16 protein-coding genes are annotated in these 22467 nt (G+C 60.1%); 8 read left to right on the top strand and 8 right to left on the bottom strand.

What is annotated here, in order from left to right; translation table 11 throughout:
* Nucleotides 1-10: 10 nt before the first annotated feature.
* Nucleotides 11-3202, top strand: a complete 3192-nt coding sequence (locus GQ39_RS07825; RefSeq protein WP_047528678.1) for an efflux RND transporter permease subunit — start codon at nt 11-13, stop codon at nt 3200-3202.
* Nucleotides 3199-4620 carry an efflux transporter outer membrane subunit gene (locus tag GQ39_RS07820; protein WP_047528677.1) on the top strand — a complete coding sequence of 474 codons (1422 nt, stop codon included), beginning with the start codon at nt 3199-3201 and terminating at the stop codon, nt 4618-4620. Before GQ39_RS07825 ends, GQ39_RS07820 begins: the two co-directional genes overlap by 4 nt.
* A gap of 170 nt (nt 4621-4790) precedes the next feature.
* On the opposite strand, the gene GQ39_RS07815 is transcribed toward GQ39_RS07820, so the two are convergent.
* From GQ39_RS07815 to GQ39_RS07805, 3 genes are read right to left on the bottom strand one after another with little or no spacing between them, the layout of a single operon-like run.
* Nucleotides 4791-5750: an HlyD family secretion protein gene (locus GQ39_RS07815; protein WP_047528675.1), complete on the bottom strand. Its 960-nt coding sequence runs from the start codon at nt 5748-5750 to the stop codon at nt 4791-4793.
* Between the two features lie 4 nt (nt 5751-5754).
* Complete coding sequence (locus GQ39_RS07810) at nt 5755-5955, bottom strand: DUF1656 domain-containing protein (RefSeq protein ID WP_047528674.1); 201 nt, start codon at nt 5953-5955, stop codon at nt 5755-5757.
* On the bottom strand, nt 5945-8080 hold the full coding sequence (locus GQ39_RS07805) for an FUSC family protein (protein WP_047528673.1): 2136 nt from the start codon (nt 8078-8080) through the stop codon (nt 5945-5947). The genes GQ39_RS07810 and GQ39_RS07805 overlap by 11 nt, the downstream gene beginning before the upstream one ends.
* Nucleotides 8081-8278: 198 nt before the next feature.
* On the opposite strand from GQ39_RS07805, the gene GQ39_RS07800 reads away from it, so the two are divergent.
* From GQ39_RS07800 to GQ39_RS07790, 3 genes are all read left to right on the top strand, one after another.
* Nucleotides 8279-9334, top strand: coding sequence for a HEAT repeat domain-containing protein (locus GQ39_RS07800; RefSeq protein ID WP_047528671.1), 1056 nt, complete (start codon nt 8279-8281; stop codon nt 9332-9334).
* Between the two features lie 115 nt (nt 9335-9449).
* Nucleotides 9450-10952, top strand: coding sequence for an ATPase domain-containing protein (locus tag GQ39_RS07795; RefSeq protein ID WP_047528669.1), 1503 nt, complete (start codon nt 9450-9452; stop codon nt 10950-10952).
* Complete coding sequence (locus GQ39_RS07790) at nt 10949-12619, top strand: response regulator (protein WP_047528668.1); 1671 nt, start codon at nt 10949-10951, stop codon at nt 12617-12619. The genes GQ39_RS07795 and GQ39_RS07790 overlap by 4 nt, the downstream gene beginning before the upstream one ends.
* A gap of 45 nt (nt 12620-12664) precedes the next feature.
* Here GQ39_RS07790 and GQ39_RS07785 read toward each other — a convergent pair whose 3' ends face one another.
* From GQ39_RS07785 to GQ39_RS07765, 5 genes are all read right to left on the bottom strand, one after another.
* On the bottom strand, nt 12665-13042 hold the full coding sequence (locus GQ39_RS07785; RefSeq protein WP_047528667.1) for a response regulator: 378 nt from the start codon (nt 13040-13042) through the stop codon (nt 12665-12667).
* Nucleotides 13043-13119: 77 nt separating this feature from the next.
* Nucleotides 13120-14301, bottom strand: a complete 1182-nt coding sequence (locus GQ39_RS07780) for a hybrid sensor histidine kinase/response regulator (RefSeq protein WP_047528666.1) — start codon at nt 14299-14301, stop codon at nt 13120-13122.
* A complete protein-coding gene (locus GQ39_RS07775; protein ID WP_047528665.1) occupies nt 14295-14888 on the bottom strand; it encodes a chemotaxis protein CheB in 594 nt (197 codons plus the stop codon). Before GQ39_RS07775 ends, GQ39_RS07780 begins: the two co-directional genes overlap by 7 nt.
* Nucleotides 14885-15718, bottom strand: coding sequence for a CheR family methyltransferase (locus tag GQ39_RS07770; RefSeq protein WP_047528664.1), 834 nt, complete (start codon nt 15716-15718; stop codon nt 14885-14887). Before GQ39_RS07770 ends, GQ39_RS07775 begins: the two co-directional genes overlap by 4 nt.
* A complete protein-coding gene (locus GQ39_RS07765) occupies nt 15718-19206 on the bottom strand; it encodes a response regulator (RefSeq protein WP_047528663.1) in 3489 nt (1162 codons plus the stop codon). The genes GQ39_RS07770 and GQ39_RS07765 overlap by 1 nt, the downstream gene beginning before the upstream one ends.
* A 257-nt stretch (nt 19207-19463) precedes the next feature.
* On the opposite strand from GQ39_RS07765, the gene GQ39_RS07760 reads away from it, so the two are divergent.
* From GQ39_RS07760 to GQ39_RS07750, 3 genes are all read left to right on the top strand, one after another.
* Nucleotides 19464-19823: a response regulator gene (locus tag GQ39_RS07760; RefSeq protein WP_047538564.1), complete on the top strand. Its 360-nt coding sequence runs from the start codon at nt 19464-19466 to the stop codon at nt 19821-19823.
* Nucleotides 19824-19900: 77 nt separating this feature from the next.
* Nucleotides 19901-21220: a glycosyltransferase gene (locus GQ39_RS07755; protein ID WP_047528661.1), complete on the top strand. Its 1320-nt coding sequence runs from the start codon at nt 19901-19903 to the stop codon at nt 21218-21220.
* A gap of 104 nt (nt 21221-21324) precedes the next feature.
* Entirely contained in the window at nt 21325-22230 is a 906-nt protein-coding gene (locus GQ39_RS07750) for an AraC family transcriptional regulator (protein WP_047528660.1), read from the top strand.
* The last annotated feature ends 237 nt before the right edge of the window (nt 22231-22467 follow it).

Raw genomic sequence — 22467 nt, 5'->3', positions numbered from 1 at the left:
AACGACTCCGATGAATTTTTCCCAATTCTTCATTTCACGGCCGATCTTCGCAGCGGTGCTGTCGCTGCTGATCCTGATCGCCGGCGCGATCTCGCTGTTCCAGCTGCCGATCAGCGAATACCCGGAAGTGGTGCCACCGACCGTCGTGGTCCGCGCCAACTTCCCCGGTGCCAACCCCAAAGTCATCGGTGAAACCGTGGCCGCTCCACTGGAGCAAGCCATCACCGGCGTCGAGAACATGCTGTACATGTCCTCGCAGTCGACCGCCGACGGCAAGATCACCCTGACCATCACCTTCGCCCTGGGTACCGACCTGGACAACGCGCAGGTGCAGGTCCAGAACCGCGTGACCCGGACCGAGCCCAAACTTCCCGAAGAAGTGACGCGCATCGGTATCACCGTGGACAAGGCGTCGCCCGACCTGACCATGGTCGTGCACTTGACCTCGCCGGACAAACGCTACGACATGCTGTACCTGTCCAACTATGCCTTGCTCAACATCAAGGATGAGCTGGCGCGCCTGGGCGGTGTCGGTGATGTGCAATTGTTCGGCATGGGCGATTACTCGCTGCGGGTCTGGCTCGATCCGAACAAGACCGCCTCGCGCAACCTGACCGCAACCGACGTGGTCACTGCGATCCGCGAACAGAACCGTCAGGTCGCCGCCGGTGCACTGGGTGCGCCGCCTGCACCGAACGCCACCGCGTTCCAGCTGTCGGTCAACACCCAGGGTCGCCTGGTGTCCGAAGAAGAGTTCGAGAACATCATCATTCGCTCCGGCGACAACGGTGAAATCACGCGCCTGAAAGACATTGCGCGCGTCGAGCTGGGCTCCAGTCAGTACGCCCTGCGTTCGCAACTCAACAACCAGCCGGCGGTAGCGATCCCGATCTTCCAGCGTCCAGGCTCCAATGCCATCGAGATCTCCAACGAAGTACGCGACAAGATGGCGGAGCTGAAGAAGAGCTTCCCCGAAGGCATGGATTTCAGCATCGTCTATGACCCGACGATCTTCGTGCGCGGCTCCATCGAGGCGGTGGTTCACACCCTCTTCGAAGCGCTGATCCTCGTGGTGCTGGTGGTGATCCTGTTCCTGCAAACCTGGCGCGCCTCGATCATTCCGTTGGTGGCGGTGCCGGTGTCGCTGATCGGTACGTTTGCCGTGATGCACTTGTTCGGCTTCTCGTTGAACGCCCTGTCATTGTTCGGCCTGGTACTGGCGATCGGTATCGTGGTGGACGACGCGATCGTGGTGGTGGAGAACGTCGAACGCAATATCGAACTGGGCCTCAATCCGGTCGAAGCGACCAAGCGTGCCATGCGTGAAGTGACCGGGCCGATCATTGCCACGGCACTGGTGCTGTGTGCGGTGTTTATCCCGGCGGCCTTCATTTCCGGGTTGACTGGCCAGTTCTACAAGCAGTTCGCCCTGACCATCGCGATTTCCACGGTGATCTCGGCCTTCAACTCCCTGACCCTGTCGCCCGCCCTGGCTGCGGTCCTGTTGAAAGGCCATGATGCGCCGAAAGACCGCTTCTCCAAACTCCTGGACAAGGTATTCGGTGGCTGGCTGTTCCGTCCCTTCAACCGTTTCTTTGAAAAGGCCAGCCATGGCTATGTCGGCACCGTTGGCCGTGTGATCCGCAGCAGCGGCATCGCCCTGTTGCTGTACGCGGGCCTGATGGTCCTGACGTTCTTCGGTTTCTCCAGCACCCCGACCGGTTTCGTCCCGGCGCAGGACAAGCAATACCTGGTGGCGTTTGCCCAGTTGCCGGACGCTGCAAGCCTGGATCGCACCGATGAAGTGATCCAGCAGATGTCCGAGATTGCCCTCAAGCAACCTGGCGTCGCCAACTCGGTGGCCTTCCCCGGCCTGTCGATCAACGGTTTCACCAACAGCCCCAACGCCGGCATCGTGTTCACCCCGCTCAAGCCGTTTGACGAGCGCAAGGACCCAAGCGAATCGGCGGGTGCCATTGCGGCCGCGCTGAACGCCAAGTTCGCCGACATCCAGGGTGCCTACATTGCGATCTTCCCGCCGCCGCCGGTACAGGGCCTGGGCACGATCGGTGGTTTCCGCCTGCAAATCGAAGACCGGGGCAACCTGGGCTACGACGAGCTGTATAAGCAAACCATGAACATCATTGCCAAGAGCCACAGCGTTCCGGAACTGGCCAACCTGTTCACCAGCTACACCGTGAACGTGCCGCAGGTCGATGCCGCCATCGACCGGGAAAAAGCCAAGACCCACGGCGTGGCCGTCAGCGACATCTTCGACACCCTGCAGATTTACCTGGGTTCGCTGTATGCCAACGACTTCAACCGCTTTGGTCGCACCTATCAGGTCAACGTTCAGGCCGAGCAGCAGTTCCGTCTTGAACCGGACCAGATCGGTCAGCTGAAAGTACGCAACAACAAGGGCGAGATGATCCCGCTGGCGACCTTCATCAAGGTCAGCGACACCTCGGGCCCGGACCGCGTGATGCACTACAACGGCTTCATCACCGCTGAAATCAACGGTGCCGCAGCCCCCGGCTACAGCTCCGGCCAGGCCGAAAAAGCCATCGAGAAACTGCTCAAGGAAGAACTTCCGAACGGCATGACCTACGAATGGACCGACCTGACCTACCAGCAGATTCTGTCCGGCAACACCGCGCTGTTCGTGTTCCCGCTCTGCGTACTGCTGGCGTTCCTGGTGCTCGCGGCGCAGTACGAAAGCTGGAGCCTGCCACTGGCGGTGATCCTGATCGTACCGATGACCCTGCTGTCGGCCATTACCGGGGTGATTGTGTCCGGTGGCGACAACAACATCTTCACCCAGATCGGCCTGATCGTACTGGTGGGTCTGGCCTGTAAGAACGCGATCCTGATCGTCGAGTTCGCCAAGGATAAACAGCTGGAAGGTCTCAACCCGCTGGCCGCGGTACTGGAAGCCTGCCGCCTGCGTCTGCGGCCGATCCTGATGACCTCCTTCGCGTTCATCATGGGTGTGGTGCCACTGGTGTTCTCCAGCGGTGCCGGTGCCGAAATGCGTCATGCCATGGGTGTGGCGGTGTTCTCCGGGATGCTCGGGGTGACCTTCTTCGGTCTGCTGCTGACGCCGGTGTTCTACGTACTGATTCGCAACTTTGTCGAGCGCGGTGAGGCACGAAAAGCCGCCAAGGCGCTGAAACTGGAAAAGCCGCTGGAGTCGCATTCATGAGTTTGAAAGCCTTCCTGCCGAGTCTCCTGGTACTGGCGCTGAGCGCCTGTGCCGTGGGCCCGGACTACAAGACCCCGGCCACTGAGGCGGCCCATATCACCACCGCCACCGATGGCGCGGCCGGTCAGAAGAACTTCGACCGCTCCCGTTTCGAAGGCATCTGGTGGCAGCAATTCGAGGACCCGACCCTTAACCAGTTGGTGACCGAGTCCCTGAAGGGCAACCGCGACTTGCGCGTCGCCTTCGCCCGCTGGAAAGCGGCGCGGGCGATACGCGATGACGTCAGCAATGACGCCATGCCGACCATTACCAGCCGGGTCAGCAGTGACCTGGCCAAGGGCCAGATTCCCGGCCAGACCACAAACCGGGTCAACAGCGAACGCTATGACCTGGGCCTGGACATGGCCTGGGAGATCGACCTGTTTGGCCGCATCCAGCGCAACCTGGAATCGGCCAACGCCGAGCAACAAGCGGTCGAGGCCGATCTGTATCAACTGCAAGTCACCATGATTGCCGAACTGGTGGATTCCTACGGCCAGCTGCGCGGCGCGCAGCTGCGGGAGAAAATCGCCCTGGCCAACCTGGAGAACCAGCAGGAGTCGCGCAAGATCACCATCAGCCTGCGCGATGCCGGCGTCGGCGATCAGCTCGACGTGGAACGCGCCGACGCTCGACTGGCGTCGGTCGAAGCCAGCGTGCCGCAATTGCAGGCCGAACAGGTTCGGCAGAAAAACCGCATTGCCACCCTGCTCGGTCAACGCCCGGACAAGTTGAGCGTCGACTTGAGCCCGAAAAACTTGCCGGCCATTGCCAAGGCGTTGCCCATTGGTGATCCGGGTGAACTGCTGCAACGTCGCCCGGACATTCGTAGCGCAGAACGCAAACTCGCCTCGGCCACGGCGCGCATCGGCGTGGCCAAGGCTGATCTGTTCCCGCAGGTCAGCCTCAGCGGCTTCCTTGGCTTCACCGCCGGACGGGGTTCGCAGATCGGTTCCTCGGCGGCCAACGCCTGGGCGCTTGGCCCGAGCATCACCTGGGCAGCGTTCGATCTGGGCAGCGTCAAGGCTCGCTTGCGCGGTGCCGACGCCGACGCGGAAGGCGCCTTGGCGAGCTACGAGCAGCAAGTCTTGCTGGCCCTGGAAGAATCGGAAAACGCCTTCAGCGACTACGGCAAACGCCAACAACGGTTGATCTCGCTGATTCGCCAGAGCGAATCGAGCCGCTCCGCTGCCGACCTCGCCGAGATCCGCTACCGCGAAGGCACCGCCGATTTCCTGGTGTTGCTCGATGCCCAGCGTGAGCGCCTGGCGGCCGAAGACACCCAGGCCCAGGCCGAAGTCGACCTGTATCGCGGCATCGTCGCGATCTACAAGGCGCTCGGCGGTGGCTGGCAGCCGGAAACGGTCGCCAGCAACTAAACTTTTTCAAGCGCTCCTTTGGTTGGCCGCAACCAACCAATTCCTTTGCCCTGCGTCTCATTCGGTCGCGGGGCTTTTTTTTGCTTTTCAGGCAATCCCGGGAAACGCCGATAACGCACCACCTGCAAGCGCCTGCCCCACAGGGTCCAGTGGGGTTCGCAAGGGCAGCGTTAGTCTTGAGATTTGGGGTTTTCCTCGACGGTGACGGTGGCCGTGGTTCCCGCTCGCAGTTTGTCTTTACCGGCGTAACCCTCGTCAATCCTGATCCGCACCGGCACCCTTTGCGCCAGCTTGACCCAGGTGTAGCTGGGGTTGATGTTGGCCAGTAGCCGGCCACCGGGCAGGTTTTCCCGGTCGGCGATGGCGAAGGCAATGCTTTGCACCGTGCCGCCGAATTTTTCGCCGCTCATCAATTCAATGTCGACCCGGTCGCCCTCGCCGATTCGCGGCAACTTGGTTTCTTCGAAGTAGCCGCTGACATAAAAGCTGTCGCTGTCCACCAGCGCCAACAGTGGACCACCCACCGTTGCATAGTCTCCCTGGCGGGTCAGCAGGTTGGTGACGTAGCCACTGACTGGCGATTCTACGCGCGTGCGCTGCAGATCCAGTTCGGCCTGGGTCAATGCCGCGATCGCCAGTTGCACGTTGGCCTGGGCCAATCCCAGATTGGCCAGGTTTCGCAGCAAATCAGCCTGGGCCACCGAGACTTCGGTGTTGGATTTTTCCCATTCCTCGCCCGAGATGGCGGAGCGTTCCTTAAGTGTGCGCCGGCGCCGCTCTTCGCTCTGGCGCTGGCGTAACAGCGCCTGGCTGGAGACGATGGTCGCTTCAGACTGCCCCAGCGACGCTTTCGCCACCTCCACGGAGCGTCTGGCATGTTCAACCGCCAGGGCATAGCGCGCCGGATCGATCTCCAGCAGCAACTGGCCTTTGTCCACGTGCTGGTTATCCTGCACGCCGAGGCTGACGATGCGCCCCGAAACATCGGCGGACAGGGTCACCACATCGGCACGCACCCGGGCGTCGCGGGTCCAGGGGGCGCGGGTGTAATGCTCCCAGGCAAACCAGCCAAGGACGAACGCCAGCACGACCACGGCCACGGTCGTCAGGTGCGAAAGGATCTTCTTCAAGGCATCAGGCTCCCATCAGCAAAATCAGCGTCGCACACACACAGGCGTACAACGCGCCCTCGAACAACGCTTCATGCCAGACGAAACGCAGCACGCCCAGGCGCCGCAGCACCCAGTCCAGCGCCAGGAAAATCGGCAGGCCCAGCAGCAGCGCCTGGGCGATGGGCGGGAGGTAGACACCGCCTATTTCCAGATCAATGGGCAAGCGCAGGTACTCCTTCTGGGGCGAGCGGTTCAAAGTGATGGCGATGGCGCTCCAGGAATGACACCACGATCAACAGCGCCACGCGCATGCGAAAGACCGACCACAGATGTTCATGAACGCTGGAATGCAGGGCGTCCAGTTCATCGCCCAAGGCATGCAGGCTGTCGATCACGTGATCCACCTGAATGCCGGGGCGGCCAGCGACCAGCCGCCCGGTTTCACGGACCGCGGCGAACACCTGGCTTTGCACAGCGGGCGTCAACAACGCGTTGCCCTGTCCCTGTTGCCGCAGCTGGTTCAAGGCGATACCCAGGGCCATGCAACCGAGACTGACTTCAAACACATCCCGCGATCCCTGGTCCTGGGTCGCCGGCAGCAATCCCAGCATCATGGTCAGGCGATCGACCATGCGGCTCTCGAAGGCAAACTGGTTTTCATCGGTGGCCGGGACTTTCAGCAAGGCGTACACCTGCTCGCAGTTCTCCTTGAACAGCCGGCGTATGCGCAATACCGGTCTGAACGGAAAGATCAGCGCGTAGACACTCAAGCCCAGCACCGTTGCGCAGGTGTAGGCACCGGCAAACTCGAACCACTGGATGGCAGTGTTTTGTCCCAGGCCCACATTCAACGGGCCCAGCATCAGAAAGGTTGTCAGCCCCAAACCGATACCGGTGCCGGTGGTTGGCGGGCTGGACAGCCCCACGGCGACGGCGTAAAGCAAGGGCACCAGCACCAAGGCGAGCATCTCGAAGTTACTGATCATGGGAACGAACATGAACTCCAGCAGCGCCGACGCCAGCAAGGCCAGGCCAAACCCCCGGGCATAACTCTGAACGACCAGCAGCGGCCGTGGAAACGTCGACATCAGCGAACAAAGAATCCCCAGCAGCACCATGCCGCCCCGCGCCCCGTCCCAGCCGGTTTCGATCCAGATCAGGCCAGCCACCAATATCGCGGAGAATGCGCGGATGGCGTTCATGGTCGCCAGGGTGAAATCCAGGTGCAGCGGGTTTTCCTGGCCGCGAAAGACATTGCTGGCGGGCCGCCCGCTCTGGATGGCGTCGCTCAGTTCCAGTATCTGTTCGAGTTGTTGCAGCAGGCGAGCCTGTTCCCAGCGCAGCGACCAGGCCAGCGAGCGCAAGGTGGCCGGCATGGCCTCGGTCAATTGCTCGGCCCTGTAGGCCAGTTCGTCGAAGCGTTGGCGCAACGAGGTGAAATGGTGGCGCTTTTCGCTCGACAGCGAGCGGCCCTGTTGCGCCAGTTCATCGAGAAAGGCCAGCTCTTCAGCGCGCAGACGCTGTATTTCCTCGGGCAAGGCCCCTTCCCAGCGCTCCGTCAGCAATAGCCGCTGATGACGCAGGGCGGTGAGCCTTGCGGTCAGCAGCACCAGCTGATTGCCCAGCAGTTGCACCAGACCGTTGGCGCTGCGCAAGCGAGGTGCATCGAAGTACAAATGCCGACGTACGCCCTCCAGGGCGCTGATCTGACCCAGCAGTTGCATTTGCCGGCGTTGGAAATCCGCCTCGCTTTCCTCGGTGCGCAGGACGGCACTGGCATGGGTCGCCAGCAGTTTGGTGATTTGATCGATTTTGGCGAAATAGTCCCGGGCGACGGCTTCGGGGCGCGCGGTGAGCAGGCTGACCACGCACACACAGGCGACGGCTAACAAAGTCTCGGTGACTCGGGTTACCGCCAGCAGGAATGTGCCGTCCGGGTCGGGAATCGCCAGTAGCGCAATGACCACGGCGGTGTAGCCACTGAGGACGAACGCCTGGGAACTCGTGTAGCGCAACAAGGTGCCACCGGCCGTACACAGAGCGAGCCACAAGGCCAGGGTGGTAATGAAAGGCAGGGGCGCCTGGGGAAAGACCGCCATGATGGCTACCGCCACGACCGCGCCCATGGTGGTGCCGATGACCTGGCCGAAACTGCGGGCCAGCACCATGCCGCCCAGTGGCTGACTGATGATGACTACGGCCATGATCGACCACTTGGGCTGGTCGAGGTCGAACAGGAAGGCCAGGTAAAGCGTCAACAGCCCGGCCGCAATGGTTCTCAAGGCAAACAGCAACACCCCGGGACCGGGGTGGAGAATCGCCTTGAAGTACTGCAACAGTGCTTGCATGGGTGTGCTCGTTGGCGCTTATCCAGCAAGCGTAGTCACAGCTTCCGCGTCTCGACAGCGCGTCGACGCAACATGGAGGTAAAGCCGTCGATCCCGCCCCCCCCTCAGCAGGCATTCAGATGAGCCAGGGTTTGACTCAGCGCTCCGCCTGACCGAAGCTGCTGACTTTGCAAAAGCTTGCCAGCTTCCGGATTCTGCATGCCCCAGTCCCGCCGTTATCTGCTTATCAGTCTCTGTGCCTTGCTTGTCATCGGCCTCGCCTGGGTGTACCTGCGCAGCACGACGCCAGTGGTGCCCGAAGCGATCAAGCGCGGCTACAGTGAGGCGCTGGCCCAGGCCCGCGCCGGCCAGCCCGGCGCCGCGCGGGTGCTGTACCAGCAATTGGGCCGCCCCGATCTATCGCCCAAGCGGCGCATCTGGCTGCACGCCGAACTGCCTAACTACCCGAGTTCGGTGGCCCTGAAACTGGCAGACGCCGATTTGCAACATGAGTCGCCCGAGGTACGTATCGCGGCGATCAAAAGCATCAGCGGGCTCGTGCCCAACGGCCAGCGCAGCTTATTGCTCGGGCCGTTGCTCGATGACAGAGACCAGAATGTGCGGTTGGCCGCCGTCAACGCCTTGCTGGGCTTGTCACCGGACGACCTCGGCTTGTATTTCGGGCCACTGGAACAAGCCATCGATGCCTGGGAGCAGGTACTCAAAAGCGCGCCGGAGAGTGCCGAGAATCACTATCAGCTGGCTCGACTGCATTTGCACAACGCCGAATTCAAGGAGGCCCAGCAGGCGCTTGAAAACACCCTGCGCCTGGCCCCCGACAACCTCCCGGCGCTGGTCATGCAGATTGAGGTGCTGGACAAGCTGGGACAAAGCGATGCCGCCCGGCAGTTGTTGGCCAGGCAATTGAAAGCACAGCCCGACTCCGCCTATTTGCAGCATGCCCTGGGGCTTTGGCTGCTCAATCATGGCCAGAGTGAATTCGCCCTGCTGGGGCTGTCCAAAGCCGTGGAGCTTGAGCCGAACAACAAGGACTATCGCTATGACCTGGCCACCACCCTGCACGGTGAACAGGAGCTGGAAGCGGCGCAGAAGCAATTGCAGGAGATCGTCCAGCGCCACCCGAACGATCGCAGGGCGCGAGTACTGTTGATCAATTATTGGAAGGAAAGCGGACAACTGCAGAATGTGCAGATCCTGTCGGCGCAACTCGAACAGATGAATCCAGACGACCCGGCCCTGCAGCAAGGTCTCTGATATCCCTGCGTAAATTTTCTTGAACGCTCGTCTCGACCAAAGGTCAAGTGAACAGGCAGACCTTGTGGCACTCAGCGCCCACTGCCTCGTTCCCCTAGTCAAGAGAGGGCATTTTTTGTCTATATCCAACGAGTTGATCAGTGTAAAAGCCGCCACCGGTATCGAAGGGCTGGATGACATCCTCGATGGCGGACTCTCTCGCGGCCACGTGTTTCTACTGGAGGGCGAACCGGGCACCGGCAAGACCACCGTTGCCCTGCACTTTCTGTTGGCTGGCGCCCAGGCCGGCGAACGCTCGTTGTACATCACCCTGTCCGAAACCGAGCGCGAACTGCGCCAGGGCGCCCGGTCCCACGGTTGGGAACTGGGCGAAAACGTGCATATTTTCGAACTGACGCCGCCGGAAAGCCTGCTCAATGCCCAGCACCAGCAGTCGCTGCTGTACTCCTCTGACCTGGAATTGGGTGAGGCCACCAAGCAGATCTTCGAAGTGGTCGAGCGCTTCAAGCCAACCCGCGTGGTGCTCGACAGCCTGTCCGAGATCCGTCTGCTGGCGCAAAGCTCATTGCGCTACCGCCGGCAGATCCTCGCGATCAAGCATTACTTCGTGCGTTACGACGCCACCGTGCTGCTGCTTGACGACCTGACTACCGAGTCCCTCGACAAAACCGTGCACAGCGTGGCCCACGGCGTGATCCGCCTGGAGGAACTGACCCCCAATTACGGCGCCGAACGGCGGCGTATCCGGGTGGTGAAGTACCGGGGTCAGAAATACCGTGGCGGCTTTCACGACTTCACCATCATGGGCGATGGCGTGCATGTGTTTCCACGCCTGGTGGCCGCCGAACACCGAGGGCGCTATCTGCGCCAGCAATTGACCAGCGGCATCGCGGAAATGGACGCGCTGCTCGGCGGCGGTATTGAAACCGGCTCCAGCACGTTGATTCTCGGTCCGGCCGGTACCGGCAAATCCCTCATTTCCATGATCTTCGCAGCCGCCGCCGTCGCCAGGGGTGAAAAAGCCGCCTTGTTCATTTTCGACGAAGAACTGGGCCTGCTGTTCGAGCGCATGAAAAACATCGGTATCGATTTGCAGGGACTGCAGCACAGCGGCAACTTGCTGATCGAACAGGTGGATGCCGCTGAATTGTCCCCCGGCGAGTTCTCCCACCGGGTTCGTCGCTGCGTCGACGAGCGCAACATCAAGACCGTGGTAATCGACAGCATCAACGGCTACCAGGCGGCCATGCCCGAAGAGAACGCCCTGGTCCTGCACATGCACGAGCTGCTGCTGTACCTCAACCGCCAGGGCGCCGCGACCTTCATGACCGTCGCCCAGCATGGACTGGTCGGCGATATGCAGGCCCCGGTGGACATCACTTATCTGGCGGACACGGTGATTCTGCTGCGCTACTTCGAAGCCGTGGGCAAGGTGCGCCGGGCGATTTCGGTGATCAAGAAACGCACCGGCAGCCATGAATCCACCATTCGCGAGTACCGCATCAGCAACCATGGCATGACCATCGGTGAGCCGTTGGAATCATTCCAGGGCGTTTTACGCGGCGTACCCACTTATATGGGCGCCAGCAACCCGTTGCTCGGGGATGAAGCCCCGTGACGGCGATCGAAGCCACGTCCGAGCGCGCGATCATCCTCGCGCCGCTGGGACGTGACGGCCAGATCGCCTTGATGTTGCTCCGAGAAGCAGGATTCGACGGGATTGTCTGCGCAGGTCTGGTCGAGCTCTGCAGGGAACTGGAACAAGGTGCGGGGTTGCTGCTGATTTCCGCCGAGGCCTTGTTGGGCGTTGATCTGGACCCGTTGCTGGGCCTGATCGAGCAGCAGCCGGCCTGGTCGGACCTGCCGATTGTATTGTTGACCCATCATGGCGGCCCGGAACAAAACCCCGCCTCACGTTTTGGCCCGCAGCTGGGCAATGTCACCTTCCTTGAGCGGCCCTTTCATCCGGAGACATTGATCAGCCTGGTGACCACTGCGCTGCGCGGACGTCGACGACAGTACGAGGCCCGGGACCGGCTGATCGACTTGAGCCAAAGCGAACTGCGCTTGCAGAACACCCTCGAAACCCTTGAGCAGCAAGTCGAAGAACGCACCGCACAGCTGCGTCACAACGAAGAAGTGTTGCGCCAGTCGCAGAAAATGGAGGCAGTCGGCCAACTGACTGGCGGTATCGCCCATGACTTCAACAACATGCTGACGGGCATCATCGGTAGCCTGGAGTTGCTGCGCCGGCGTCTGGCCCGTGGCCGCACCGAGGATCTGGACAGCCTGATCGACCTTGGCGTGACCTCGGCCAATCGCGCGGCGGGCCTGACTCACCGTCTGTTGGCGTTCTCCCGTCGCCAGTCGCTGGATTCCAAACCGGTGGAGATGAACAACCTGGTGATTTCCATGGGCGAGTTGCTGCAACGCAGCATCAACGAAAGCATCCGTCTGGAAATGCAGCTGAGCGAGCACCTGTGGGTGGCCGAAGCCGATCCCAATCAACTGGAAAGTGCCCTGCTCAACCTGGTCATCAACGCCCGCGACGCCATGCCCGATGGCGGCAAACTGGTGGTGCGGACCGCGAACCAGCAACTGGACGCCCGCTTCACCGAAGCCCACAGCAACCTCAAACCGGGTGACTACGTGGTACTCAGTGTCACCGACAATGGCTGCGGCATGCCGCAAAGCACCATCAGCCGCGCTTTCGACCCGTTCTTCACCACCAAGCCTATCGGTCAGGGCACCGGCCTGGGGTTGTCGATGATCTATGGGTTCAGCAAACAATCCCGGGGCCATGTCGCCATTCAAAGCGAAGTGGACCAAGGCACGACAGTGAGCCTGTTCCTGCCGCGCTTCGGTGGCGACCTGCCCCGGGACAATCCGGTCGATCGCCAGCATCCTCTGTTCGCGCAGAATGGCGAAACGGTACTGATCGTCGAGGATGACCCGGCGGTCCGGGTGTTGGTGAGTACCGTGTTGAGCGAGCTGGGCTATGCCTTCGTCGAGGCTGGCGATGCGGCCGCCGCGTTGCCGATTCTCGATTCGGGGCAGCGTATCGACCTGATGATCAGCGACGTCGGCCTGCCCGGCATGAACGGCCGGCAACTGGCGGAAATCGGCAGGCAGTACCGGCCCGGGCTCAAGGTCTTGTTCATCACCGGCTATGCCGAGCACGCGGCGGTGCGCGGCGGGTTCCTCGACCCTGGCATGCAGATGATCACCAAGCCGTTCACCTTCGACCTGTTGACGGCGAAGGTGCGGGAGATGATCAGCGTCTGAAGCACCCGACCCAGCAGGCGTTGCCGAAGGCAGCTCCTGCTGCCCTCAGGACAGCATGTCCTGCATCATTTCCTGCAACACATCCAGGTCGAACGGTTTGGCGAGGATAGGCGCCGTGCGCGTGATCGGGCTGTCGGTTTCACGGATTTCCTGCGGATAGCCGCTGATGAATATCACCTTCAGCTCCGGTCGCAACTTGATCGCGGGCTCGGCGATCTGCACACCGGAGATTCCGCCCGGCAGGCGGAAGTCGGTGATCATCATGTCCAGGTGGGGCTTGCTGGCAAGGATTTCGAAGGCCTGCTCGCCGTTTTCGGCCTGCAGTACCCGGTAGCCCTCCCCCGACAGATAGGCCGACAGCACCATCAGAATCGAGGGGTCATCTTCGACGATCAATACGACATCTTGTGCATCTTCACTCATGGGAAGCCTTTGTTCGGTCAATAGCTGCTGATACGACCGTGAGGTCGATCAGAGGTTGCGTTTATCAGACTGTTTTCCTACAGCGGCAGACAAACGCGAAACAGGGCGCCTTCGCCAATCCGGCTTTCGACGGTAATGGTACCGCCATGGGCGGTCACTATCTGTTCAGAAATAAACAATCCCAACCCAAGCCCGGCGACGGCGTGTTTGGCCGTGACGCGCTCGAACTGCTGGAAAATCCTGTGCTGGTTCTCTTCACTGATGCCGATCCCGAAGTCACGCACTTCCACCCGTGCTTCACCACGCTCACTGTACACCTTCACGGTGATCGGACTCTTGGCCCCGTAACGCAGGGCGTTGGTCAGCAGATTGGAAATGACCTGCTCGATACGAAACTCATCCCATTGGCCGACCACCGGTTGCTCGGCCACCAGGGTCACCGACGACTCGGCGGCCTCGATCTGTGCGGCGAAGTTCTGCAACAGGTTGCGAACCCGTTCCGACAGATCGAAGCGTGTCGGTCGAATCGACAGCTTGCCGGTGCGAATACGCGACACATCGAGCATGTCTTCGATCAGGCGGATCAGGCTTTTGATCTGCCGCTCATCGCGATCGACCATGGCCTGCATCTTGTCGAGGGTAAACGCCGCAGCGTTATCCCGGGCAAGGTGCATCTTGCGCAACTGGGTCTCGAGGATCAGGCCATTGAGCGGCGTGCGCACTTCGTGGGCGACGATCGACATGAAGTCATCGCGCATCCGCACGGCCTGCTCCAACTCCAGCTGGGTACTCTGCAAGCGCTTGAGCAACGCCTCCTGCTCGCGCCGGCTCTGCTCCAGCGCCTCGACCTGTTGCTTCATGGCCTTGCTCTGACGAAACAGCTCGACGAACACATTGACCTTGCTCTTGACCGCATGAATGTCCAGCGGTTTGTGCAGGAAGTCCACAGCGCCGCTTTCATAGCCCTTGAACGCGTAATTCAGCTCGCGACCGGCGGCACTGACGAACACGATCGGAATGTTTTTGGTCTTTTCCGTGCCACGCATCAACTCGGCCAGTTCAAAACCATTCATGCCGGGCATCTGCACATCGAGAATGGCCATGGCGAATTCGTGCTGCAACAACAGCGACAAGGCTTCATCGGCGCAAAGCGCCTTGTAGACGATGCGATCCTCGCGCTTGATCAGCGCTTCGAGCGCCAGCAGGTTTTCCGGCAGATCGTCGACGATCAGCAGTTTGGCCTGGAAATTACTTAGCATGCGATTTGTTCCAGCTCGACAAGCAAACGGCCAATGCCGCGGATAGTGAGAATGTGGTCAGGCTGGTGAATATCCAGCGCCGCCTGGGGCATGGTCGCGACCTGCGCCTCGTCCGGGTCCTGCACGACCGTCAGTCCGCCACGTCGCTTGACCTGCGCCAGGCCGTGGGCGCCATCGCGGTTGGCGCCGGTCAGCAGCACGGCAGCCAGTTTCGGCCCATAGGCATCGGCAGCCGATTCGAACAGGTAGTCGATGGCGGGTCGCGAATAATGCACGCGGTCTTCAAGGCTCAAGGAAAAGCTGCGGTCCTGCTCCACTGACAAGTGATAACCGGGCGCGGCGAAATACAGGGTTCCGGCTTCGATGCGACTTTTGTCGCTGGCCTCCAGAACCGGCAGGGCCACCCGTCGGGCAAATACTTCCGCCAGGTGGCTGCGCCGCTCATCCGGCAGGTGCAGCACCACAACGATCGGCAACCCAAAGCCTTCGCGCAGCGGGGTAAGGATATTGAGCAGCGCTTCAACCCCGCCCGCCGACGCGCCGATCACGATTGCTTCTATAGAAGGCAAGCCCATGGCGTCGTTCATGATTTACGGTAGATCCGTTCCTGTTTGGCCAAGGACTCGAATTGATTGCCATAGGCCGAAAAATCCGGGGTTTCCTTGCTCCCCAGCACCAGAAATCCACGGTGGCACAGTGACTCGTGAAACAAACCGAACGCGCGATCCTGCAATTTTTTATTAAAATAAATCAATACGTTACGACAAGAAATTAATTGAGTCTCTGAAAATACACTGTCGGTCGCCAGGCTGTGATCGGCGAACGTCACGTTCTCGCACAGTGACTTGTCGAAAATCGCGTAGCCATAGGCTGCCGTGTAGTAATCGGCGAAGGAGCGCTGGCCTCCGGCGTGCTGGTAATTAGACGTATAGGCCCGGACATTCTCCATCGAAAAAATGCCTTGCTTGGCTTTTTCCAGCGAGCGCGGGTTGATGTCGGTGGCATAGATGATGGTGCGATCGAGCAGGCCTTCTTCGCGCAGCAAAATCGCCATCGAATAGACCTCTTCGCCCGTGCTGCAGCCGGCGATCCAGATCTTGATCGACGGGTAAGTCTTGAGCAGCGGCACCACTTCCTTGCGTATGGCCAGAAAGTGCGAGGGATCACGGAACATTTCACTGACTGGAATCGTCAGCAGCTGCAGCAATTGCATGAATGCCTTCGGATCGTGCAGAACCTTCTCCTGCAGGGCCGAAATGGTGCCGCACTCGAACTGGCTCAGCGCGTACGTCACCCGGCGCTTGATCGAAGCGCCGGAATAATCGCGAAAATCATAGCTGTACTTGAGGTAGATCGCCTCGATCAACAAGCGCAACTCGATTTCGCTGTTTCGCTCACCTGAGTAGTTGCGCTCCACTAGATACGTTCCATCTTCGGCAACCACACACGAATCAGCGAAAACAGGCGATCCAGGTCGATGGGCTTGGCCAGGTAATCGTTGGCGCCTGCCTGCAAGCAGCGCTCCTGATCGTCCTTCATGGCCTTGGCCGTTACCGCAATGATTGGCAGTTTGCGCCAGCGCGGGTCCTTGCGGATTTCGGTGGTGGCTTCGAAGCCATCCATCTCCGGCATCATCACATCCATCAACACCAGATCGATGTCCTCGACTTCATTCAATCGATCAATCGCCTCAAGGCCATTACGCCCGATGATCACGACTGCGCCCTTTTGCTCCAGTGCGCTGGTGAGGGCGAAGATGTTGCGTACGTCGTCGTCCACCAGCAGCACTTTGCGCCCCTCGAACACCTTGTCGCGGCTGCGGGCGGTCTTGAGCATGGTCTGTCGTTCATGGGACAGCCGGGATTCGACTTTGTGCAGAAAAAGTGTGACCTCATCCAGCAAGCGCTCGGGCGAACGCGCGCCCTTGATGATGATCGAGCGCGAATACTTGCGCAGTTCGGTTTCTTCGTCCCGGGTCAGATTGCGCCCGGTGTAGACGATCACCGGCGGAAACGAGCAGATGTCCTCGGTCGACATGCGTTTGAGCAGGTCATTGCCGAGCATGTCCGGCAGTTTCAGGTCGATGATCATGCAATCGAAGATCGTGGTACGCAGCAGGTCCAGTGCGTCCTGGGCCAGGCCGACGGCGGTGATTTCGATGTCATCGTCGCCGATCAGGCGGGAAATGCTGTCGCGCTGCAGGTCATCGTCTTCCACCAGCAGCACGCGTTTGACTTTCTGGGTCAGCTTGGCTTCAAGGCGCGCAAAGACGTCCTTGAGCTCTTCGCGAGTGGTGGGCTTGACCGCATAACCGATGGCGCCCATGTGCATCGCCGCCTCGACCCGGTCTTCGACGGAAATCACGTGCACCGGTATGTGTCGGGTTTGCGCGTGCTCCTTGAGGCGTTGCAGGACGGTCAACCCGGAATGATCGGGCAGGCGCATGTCCAGCAGGATCGCGTCGGGGCTGAACTCACGGGCCAGGTCGTAGCCTTCATCGGCACCGTGGGCCACCAGGCACTGATAACCCAGCTCATGGGCGAGATCGTAGAGAATGTGCGCAAAGTTCGGCTCGTCCTCGACCACCAGAATGCAGCGGGTGCCGAACGGCGCCCGGTTGCGGTCATCGTCGAAGCGCGGAATGTCTTCGACAATCAGCGGTGCCGAGATGGCCGGCGCCACGGGCGGGGCTGCCGCTACCGCCACTGTTCGCATCGGTTCGACAGGGTCGTCCCCCGGTTCGACATATTGTTGCGGCAACACCAGGGTGAACACGCTGCCCTCTCCCGGTGTGCTGCTGACGCTGATGGAGCCGCCCAGCAAAGCGGCCAGGTCGCGGGAGATCGACAGACCCAGCCCGGTGCCGCCGTACCGGCGATTGGTGGTGCCATCGGCCTGGCGAAAGGCTTCGAAAATGCTTTCCTGCTGATCCTCGGCAATGCCGATCCCTGTGTCGCGCACCGTAAAGGCAATGCCGTGGTTGGGCGCCGAGGCAACGCTGAGGCTGACGCTGCCCTTTTCGGTGAACTTCACCGCGTTCGACAGCAGGTTCTTGATCACCTGCTCCAGGCGCTGGCGGTCGGTAAAGATCAACGAAGGAGCGCTGTCTTCCAGCGTGGCGTGGAACGCCAGTTGCTTGTCCGTGGCCAATGCCTGGAACATCCCGCGCAAGCCATCCACCAGACGCGCAACGCTGGTGTTTTCCGGGCGGATCTCGAGTTTTCCGGCCTCGACCTTGGAAATATCGAGAATGTCGTTGATCAGGTTGAGCAAGTCATTACCGGCGCTATAGATCGATTCGGCGAACTTGACCTGTTCGGCGCTGAGGTTCTCCTGAGGGTTTTCCGCCAGCAACTTGGCCAGGATCAACGAACTGTTCAGCGGCGTGCGCAGTTCGTGGGACATGTTGGCGAGAAATTCCGACTTGTACTTGCTGGAACGCTGCAGCTCTTCGGCGCGCTCTTCGAGTTGACGCTGGGCCTGATTGAGCTCGGTGTTCTTCAGGTCCATGGCGTCGCGCTGCTCGGCCAGAATCGTTGCTTGTTCGGCGAGTTGTTCGTTGGTCTGCTCCAGCTCCACCTGCTGGGTTTCCAGGTGTGCCTGGGACTCCTTGAGGATTCGCGACTGTTCTTCAAGTTCCTCGTTGGCGGTCTTGAGCTCTTCTTGTTGCACCTGCAGCTCTTCGTTGAGTTGCTGGGTTTCGGCCAGCACTTCCTGCAAGCGCTGACGATAACGCGCGGCCTCGATGGAGGTGCCGATGTTGGCCGCAATCAGCTCAAGCAGCTCGATGTCGCGATCAATCAGTGGGCGCAGGAAACCCAGTTCGATGACGCCATTGACCTGATCATCGTCGCTGGTCGGTACCACCAGCACACTGTGTGGCAAGCCCTGGCCGAGGCCGGAGGTGACTTTGAAATAGTCGCTCGGCACGTTGTCCAGGCGGATCAGGCGTGCCTGTTGCGCCACTTGGCCGACAATGCCTTCGTCACTGTAGATCTGCTGATCGATGGCTTCCTGCTCACGGGAAAAGCCGTAGGACGCTACGCGCCTGAGGCCGCCGTGCTCTTCGCGGACATACAGCGCAGCCACGGCGCTGCCCAGGTACTGCGCGCAGAACTGCAGGATGTTGCGTCCAAGCACATTCAGGCTCAGTTGCCCCAGTACCTGCTCAGCGAGCTGGGTCTGACCATTGCGCAGCCAGGCTTGCTGCTCCAGGCGATGGGCGCTGGCCTGCTGCGCGGCAAGGTTAGCGCTGTAACTGTTGGACAGATTGAGCAGGTCGCGACGGCCGATGTAAGCCAGCAAGCCACTGATGCCAGCGATGAACAACAGGTAGAGACCGATGCTCCAGACCGTCGTGCGCCGCACCTCATCGTTGCGGGTGGTGCGCAGTTGCTGCTCCATGTCGATCACGTCTTCGAACTGCTTGCGGATCTCATCGGTCAAGCGCTTACCTTTTCCAGCCCTCACCGCGCCGCGATAATCGCCGCTGGATCGCTGCAGATCGATCATGCTTTTCGCATAATCGGCCCATTCCTGTTGCAACGCCTGCAGGCGGTGCAGACGGTCGGTCTGGGCCGGGTTGTCGCCTGTCAATTCGAGCAAGGTTTTGAGCACGACCTCGATTCTCGGCTTCGCCGTTTCATAGGGTTCGAGAAATTTTTCGTCACTGCTGAGCAGGAAGCCGCGCATGCCGGTTTCCAGATCGACCGTCAGCTTGAGCGCTTCATTGGCGTTATTGATCACGCGATCCGTGTGCTCGACCCACTGGATCGTCGACAGCAGGTACATGATCAACGAAACGAAGAACACCGCACTGACAACGCCGACACCCAGCGGGAGCCTGATATTGCGGCTCAGGAGTTTGCGGAACCGTTGCTCATCAACTGAAGACTCAGAGGTCATAGTCAAGCCTTGTCCAACCGATCAAAACCAAGGAGTTTGCCCCAAAACCGGCGCATTGATCCAATTTCTGATGCGTTTTTGTGCGATTTCCTACATTCAGCTGATTTGATGCCACAGGAGCGGTTATCCTTCCATGTACTGTGTCACTACTCTTTTTATAGCCTGTCGGGAACTTGTCGGCAGTCGCCATTTACTCATGCAAGACGCCGGCGATTTACATCGACTGGCAACCCTCACCAATTTTCGAGATGCCCACCATGTCCGCCAACGCTCCCATCATTCTGGTCGTCGAAGACGATGCCATCGTGCGCATGTTGATTGTCGATGTGCTGGAGGAGCTTGAGTTCAAAGTTCTTGAAGCCGATGGCTGCGAGCAGGCGCTGGAGTTCCTCAATGACGAAGACCAGCACATCGACTTGATGATGACCGATGTCGGCCTGCCGGTGATGGATGGTCGGGAACTGGCCGAGCAGGCGCGCATGCTGCGCCATGAACTGCCGGTGCTGTTTGCCAGCGGTTATGCCGAAAGCATCGAAGCGCCCGAAGGCATGCATGTGATTGGCAAACCCTTCTCCATCGATCAGTTGCGGGACAAGGTCAAGAGCATTCTCGAGTGATCCGGCTACCCGCCATGGTGTAATACCGCCCCTCTTTTACTTGCCTGCCCCCTGCACGCTTCAAGGAACCCCCGTACATGAGTCAACCTCGCGCAACCAGCGTCCTGGTCATTGGTTACGTCTGGCCCGAGCCCCGCTCCTCCGCAGCCGGTGGCCACATGATGCAAATCCTTGAGACTTTCCTGCAGCAGGGTTGGGATATCACCTTCAGCAGCCCGGCCGGCAGCGGTGAGCACCGGGCCGACCTCACGGCGCTGGGCATTCGCGAAGTGCCGATCGAGTTGAACAACAGCAGTTTTGACACGTTCATCCACGAACTGGCGCCGGATGTGGTGTTGTTCGATCGCTTCATGATGGAAGAACAGTTCGGCTGGCGCGTGGAGAAACATTGTCCTGCCGCGCTGCGCGTGCTTGAAACCTCTGACCTGCAAAGCCTGCGCGATGCCCGGCATCAGCGACTCAAGGCGCGGCTGAAGGCCAGTGACGACGTCAATGATTTCACGGACTTGTTCGCGCCTGCATTGCGTGAAGAGTTCGAGTTCATGGCCGATACCGATCTGGCCAAACGGGAAATCGCAGCGATTTATCGTTGTGATTTGAACCTGATGACCTCCGAAGTGGAAATCGAGTTGTTGGTTGAGCAATTCAAACTTGCGCGAGATCTGCTGCACTGGTGCCCACTGATGGTTGATCTGCCAAACCAACCGCCGGCATCGTTCGAAGATCGCGCGCATTTCCTGCACATTGGCAACTTCCGGCATGCGCCTAACTGGGATGCGGTGCTCTGGCTGAAAACCGTCATCTGGCCAATGATCCGTGAGCAAATACCTGACGCGCAGTTGCACATCTATGGCGCTTACACGCCGCCCAAGGCGACCGCGCTGCACAATGCCGCCCAGGGCTTTCACGTGATGAACTGGGCGGAAGACGCGTTGCAAGTCATGTCAGCGGCACGGGTGTGCCTGGCGCCGCTGCGTTTTGGTGCGGGAATCAAAGGCAAAATCGTCGATGCGATGCTCTGCGGCACGCCCAATGTCACCACCCCGATGGGGGCGGAAGCCATGCACGGCGAGCAAGCGTGGCCCGGCGCCGTGACCCGGTCCGCTCGCGACTTCGCCGACAACGCTGTGCGGCTGTATACCGACAAGGTTCTGTGGCAGCGTACGCAGGGTCAAGCGCAGGCTCTGCTAGCCAGCCGTTACCAGCAATCCATTCACGGGCCCGCCCTGATTGAAAGACTGGTTCATTGCCAACGGCATTTGGCGCAAATCCGCCGGGACAACTTTACCGGCAGCATGTTGCGTCACCATCATCACAAGAGCACTCAGTACATGGCGCAATGGATCGAGGCAAAGAATCGCATTCCCGAAAAGTCTATTGCGCTTCAAATAACGTGAAGCCTATTTTTGACGCTGGCTGAAGCTTCGTATCGCGGCAAACTGGCGTTTTTCACTGCGTAAAGGGCATGATCACAGCGCGATAACAAGAAAAGTGTGCCGCCATGACACGTACCGCCAGAGTGACCGACCCGTCCTACGAACTGATGGACGACCACAATGGGTTGTCCATCATCTACCGCCAGCACGGATTTCCCTGCCCGCTGGTACGTTGGCATTTCCACAAGGAATACGAGTTGCACCTGATCGTCGCCAGCTCCGGCAAGGTATTCATCGGCGACTACATCGGCAATTTCTACCCTGAAAGCCTGTTCCTCACCGGCCCCAACCTGCCCCACAACTGGATCAGCCAGGTGGCCGAAGATGAAGTGGTGCCCAAGCGCGACATGCTGGTCAACTTCACGGATGAGTTGTTCGACAGCGGCTATCAGGTGTTCGCCGAACTCAAGACCCTGGCCCCGCTGCTGGAGCGGGCGCAGTACGGCATCGAGTTTCGCTGCAAGCAGACCATCCGCCAGGCGATGGACCTGATGCAGCGCATTGCCGATACCCAGGGCGTCACGCGCCTCGGGCATTTTTTCATCCTGCTGGAGTTGCTCGCTGCCACTGACGACTATCAGTTGTTGTCCGGCGCCACGACGCCGCAACTGGCTGACGAACACAACATCGATCGCACCAACCGGGCGGTGGATTACATCTTCGCCCACTATGCGCGGGAGTTGCCTCTGGAAGAAGTCGCCGAGCACCTGGGCATGAAACCAACCTATTTCAGTCGCGTGTTCAAACAGGCCACCGGGCGCAATTTCATCGAATTCGTCAATCGCCTGCGCATCAGTAAATCCTGTGAACTGCTGGCCGACGGCGACAAACCCGTGACCGATGTCTGTTTCGAGTCGGGTTTCAACAATATTTCCAATTTCAATCGGCGCTTTCAACAGCTAAAGGGCATGACGCCGTCCCATTACCGGCGGTTGGTAGTGCAGCGGTTGACCGAGCAAAACCACGGCTGACATCACCCGTCCCTGTGGGAGTTGGCTTGCCAGCGATGAGGCCCGCGCAACCAACATCTCTATCGACTGATCCACCGCCATCGCTGGCAAGCCAGCTCCCACAGGTCTGCCTGGTGTCGAAAACCTGTACGGATTCGACATCACCTCACCGCAGAAAAGCCCTTCCCTGCGTCTACCGCTCTAAACCCGAGTGCAAAAAAGTATCGATTCAAGTGCGACGGATGATTTGTTTCGCCG

The sequence above is a fragment of the Pseudomonas sp. 11/12A genome (genome assembly GCF_000800055.1).
In the GTDB taxonomy this organism is placed as follows: Bacteria; Pseudomonadota; Gammaproteobacteria; order Pseudomonadales; family Pseudomonadaceae; genus Aquipseudomonas; species Aquipseudomonas mohnii.
This window is presented reverse-complemented; position numbering and strand designations above follow the sequence as displayed.

Coding starts and splice junctions, on each gene's coding strand:
- GQ39_RS07825 (WP_047528678.1), top strand. CDS start 11: ATGAATTTTTCCCAATTCTTCATTTCACGGCCGATCTTCGCAGCGGTG.
- GQ39_RS07820 (WP_047528677.1), top strand. CDS start 3,199: ATGAGTTTGAAAGCCTTCCTGCCGAGTCTCCTGGTACTGGCGCTGAGC.
- GQ39_RS07805 (WP_047528673.1), bottom strand. CDS start 8,080: ATGCAAGCACTGTTGCAGTACTTCAAGGCGATTCTCCACCCCGGTCCC.
- GQ39_RS07800 (WP_047528671.1), top strand. CDS start 8,279: ATGCCCCAGTCCCGCCGTTATCTGCTTATCAGTCTCTGTGCCTTGCTT.
- GQ39_RS07785 (WP_047528667.1), bottom strand. CDS start 13,042: ATGAGTGAAGATGCACAAGATGTCGTATTGATCGTCGAAGATGACCCC.
- GQ39_RS07780 (WP_047528666.1), bottom strand. CDS start 14,301: ATGCTAAGTAATTTCCAGGCCAAACTGCTGATCGTCGACGATCTGCCG.
- GQ39_RS07775 (WP_047528665.1), bottom strand. CDS start 14,888: ATGAACGACGCCATGGGCTTGCCTTCTATAGAAGCAATCGTGATCGGC.
- GQ39_RS07765 (WP_047528663.1), bottom strand. CDS start 19,206: ATGACCTCTGAGTCTTCAGTTGATGAGCAACGGTTCCGCAAACTCCTG.
- GQ39_RS07760 (WP_047538564.1), top strand. CDS start 19,464: ATGTCCGCCAACGCTCCCATCATTCTGGTCGTCGAAGACGATGCCATC.
- GQ39_RS07755 (WP_047528661.1), top strand. CDS start 19,901: ATGAGTCAACCTCGCGCAACCAGCGTCCTGGTCATTGGTTACGTCTGG.
- GQ39_RS07750 (WP_047528660.1), top strand. CDS start 21,325: ATGACACGTACCGCCAGAGTGACCGACCCGTCCTACGAACTGATGGAC.